The organism is Escherichia sp. S10b (assembly GCF_028421345.1).
Lineage (GTDB): Bacteria > Pseudomonadota > Gammaproteobacteria > Enterobacterales > Enterobacteriaceae > ECMA0423.
Window position 1 is genome coordinate 1 of record NZ_JAHZSO010000046.1, and the last position, 3,309, is coordinate 3,309.

Below are 3,309 nucleotides of genomic sequence, written 5' to 3' on the forward strand. Positions count from 1 at the left end.
AGGGACAGCTGATAGAAACAGAAGCCACTGGAGCACCTCAAAAACACCATCATACACTAAATCAGTAAGTTGGCAGCATCACCTCCCTGTTTAAAATCATAATTTGGTTGTTCTGTTCTTGAGTTATTAAGTAGAGTTCTTATCAGTGTTTGCCAAGCATGATTGATAAATTTATTTTCTGATTCTTTAAAATATCGTCTGATTAAAGCACATAAATCTTCGACACTTTTCTGACGAGCGCTAGCTGCCCAACGGCCCCCTTCGGTTTGCACCATTGAACGTTGTACACTGTCTCCTAACTGAGCGATAAATTTCTGTTCATCGTCAAGTTGCATGTTTTCATTTATGATTAATTCATACAAAGCAAGAAAAACAGCTTGATAGTAACGAGGACATTCTTGAGATGAAGATGCATTGCCCAGAATGTGTGATCTAAAGTTCAAATTATTTGCATCAAATAATTTTTGAATCATCTCATAAACGAAGAGGTAATTATTGACAATTTTATCTGCACCATTTGTCTGAATGTAATTCTCTAATTGAGTTCGTGTATGGATTGCATGACTCGTCGAACCTTCACCGTAAAATGTATCGAGCGATGTTGATCCTGATGTTGGCTTATCATCTAAAAATATATAGCCCAAGATATTTGCAACTAACTCTTCATCGTCAGAGTCTCTAATGCTAGGCCTACTAATGATATGATTTCTAATATAGAAATGATTGTCTATATTTATTCCATAATCGAGTCCATCATTGCAAATTGATATGTTATGTATTTTATTCAGTCCCATTATATCGCTATGTGTAGTATCTCCTCTTATAATTGTCGATATTTTCCTTACTAACTCTGAAAAATTACTAACGCACCCCGCACTTCGTAGTTCTTGTTTTGATAAAATTTTACCATTGGAATTTATGCGTCGAAACACTTCGTCAATGTGGTCCTCTGTTGAAGAGTATTCAGATATAGCAAATCTATAGCGAGCAATTAATGTAGAACTTTCGCGGGATAGCACTGGCTCTTTTTGTTGAAGTTTACCACTGTCTTTTAGTTGTTTTGTTAATGCAATGGCATCTAAATTAAAGTATTTACCATTTAATGAAAATCGCTGCTCAATAAAACTCATTAAAGCTTCTAGTCTTTGCATTCCATCAAGGATTTCTCTTTTGTTGTCAATGGAAACAAACAATAGCAAAGGGATAGGGTATTGCTGAGTCATTGATGAAATCAGTGCTGTTTTCTCTTCGAGGGACCATACTAATTTTCTTTGGTATCTTCGATTTATAATTAATTTATCATCCAGATACCACTCGTATAATTCTTCTGCTGTCTTGGAGTCAATATCTAAGTTTTCATTAGCCATTAGATGTATCTCGAGTATTTAGTTAAGAAACTGATAGGTCAGTATTTGCATCAATGTTCATTGAATTTGTATCCGAAGTCAATCTGATGTAGGAACTTCAAAACTGCGCAAAACACGCAAATACGCACAAGAAAGTAGGGCTGCGCTTGGAATTCGGAAAATAAACCACATCAAAACTACTTTTTAGCCAAATAACGTTTGGGAATCACCAGAATGGTGGGACAACAGCGGTTTTAGTGCCCTAAATCGTACGTTTTCATCCAGTTGCCCCTCAAACCCCATGTTCAAGTCAGAATAGTGGACAGGCGGCCAAGAACTTCGTTCATGATAGTCTCCGGAACCCGTTCGAGTCGTTTTCCGCCCCGTGCTTTCATATCAATTGTCCGGGGTTGATCGCAACGTACAACACCTGTGGTACGTATGCCAACACCATCCAACGACACCGCAAAGCCGGCAGTGCGGGCAAAATTGCCTCCGCTGGTTACGGGCACAACAACAGGCAGGCGGGTCACGCGATTAAAGGCCGCCGGTGTGACAATCAGCACCGGCCGCGTTCCCTGCTGCTCATGACCTGCGGTAGGATCAAGCGAGACAAGCCAGATTTCCCCTCTTTCCATGTCAGATTTCCTCCTGACCAGTCGCCGGTGCATCCAGCCATTCTCGTTCTTCAGCTGATATTTCAGCATTCGGATCACACTGTGCCAGTAGCTCAGCCAGTGAATATTGCGGGCGTCTGTACGGCTCAACAATCAGCCGGCCATTATCAATGACCATGCCAACTTCATTATCTGTGCCCAGAGACAGCGCATTCAGCAGTGCCGGTGGGACGGTCAGCATAACTGAGCCGCCAACCCTCTTCAGTCGGGTGGTATGCATTCTTCACCTCCATAAAAGTTATATTTAAATATAACATCCACTAAAAAAACACACCAGGCTTTAACGCACAATGTTTAATAAAAATATAACTTTCAACCAAACAGTAAACCCAGCGTGGTTGCTTCCATATGCAGCAATACCGGCAGCAGCAGGCCACCACTTCTGATCCTGGCCACTGATGTAATCAACCCCACCAGGAACAGTTCTGCCAGTGTCAGCAGGTTCTGATACTGGCTGTGCGCGGCGACGAACAACAACGACGTTATCAGCGCCCCCAGCCACATCGTCCAGCAGTACCGTGAACGGAAGACGTTCAGCATAATCCCCCGGAACAGCGTTTCCTCATTCAACGGGGCAAGGATAAAGATGGTCAGCAACGTCAGGATCACGTCAGGTATGGACTTATCGGCAAAAAGTTTCGTCATAAATGGCTCAGCAGGCAGAGCCAGCGCCTTACCGAGCAGAAATACACCGACATACACCACGGCCATCGCACCGACCAGCCACGGTACGCCAACGTTGCGCAGCTGACCAACGACCGGTAGCGGAGCTATCCAACGGCGGTATACCAGGAAAACACACAGCAGGTACATCAGAACAGTACCATGACTGAAGAACAAATAGTTTTTTCCTGATCCATAAAGCAGAACGGCCTGCTCCATGACAAATCTGGCTCCCCAACTAATGCCCCATGCAGCCAGCATAACCAGCATAAACTGCAGATATTGATTACGTGTTTGAATCATTGCATCGCCTGTAAATTTTTAACTTGTCCTATTTTTGTCATTACCACGTATATACACATGTATAACAATTCAGATATCGTTACCAGGATATGCCGCATCAGCGGCATGGAAGGCGGCACTCTGTTGTTTCATATGATACAGGAGTAAAACCGCCGAAGCCCGGCGTAAGCCGGTACTGATTGATAGATTTCACCTTACCCATCCCCAGCCCTGCCAGACCATACCCGCTTTCAGCCATGAGAGAGCTTCTGTGCGCGGTCGGAGTGGTCCCGACGAGGGTTTACCCGAAGTCGGGGCGTATCTCCGCGTTAGCGGGCCGT

The 3,309-nt window shown here is 43.8% G+C and carries 4 protein-coding genes; all 4 read right to left on the bottom strand.

Annotated features, from left to right (window positions below; genetic code table 11):
* Positions 1–56: 56 nt before the first annotated feature.
* A complete protein-coding gene (locus FTE26_RS04380; protein ID WP_001262765.1) occupies positions 57–1,367 on the bottom strand; it encodes a GmrSD restriction endonuclease domain-containing protein in 1,311 nt (436 codons plus the stop codon).
* Positions 1,368–1,651: 284 nt separating this feature from the next.
* The gene (gene pemK-mt / locus FTE26_RS04385) at positions 1,652–1,984 is read right to left on the bottom strand and encodes a type II toxin-antitoxin system toxin endoribonuclease PemK-mt (RefSeq protein WP_000439434.1); all 333 of its coding nucleotides are present in this window, start codon (positions 1,982–1,984) and stop codon (positions 1,652–1,654) included.
* 1 nt (position 1,985) lies between these two features.
* The gene (pemI, locus tag FTE26_RS04390; protein WP_000557619.1) at positions 1,986–2,243 is read right to left on the bottom strand and encodes a type II toxin-antitoxin system antitoxin PemI; all 258 of its coding nucleotides are present in this window, start codon (positions 2,241–2,243) and stop codon (positions 1,986–1,988) included.
* 92 nt (positions 2,244–2,335) lie between these two features.
* Positions 2,336–2,989: a CPBP family intramembrane glutamic endopeptidase gene (locus FTE26_RS04395; RefSeq protein ID WP_000616807.1), complete on the bottom strand. Its 654-nt coding sequence runs from the start codon at positions 2,987–2,989 to the stop codon at positions 2,336–2,338.
* Positions 2,990–3,309 lie beyond the last annotated feature (320 nt).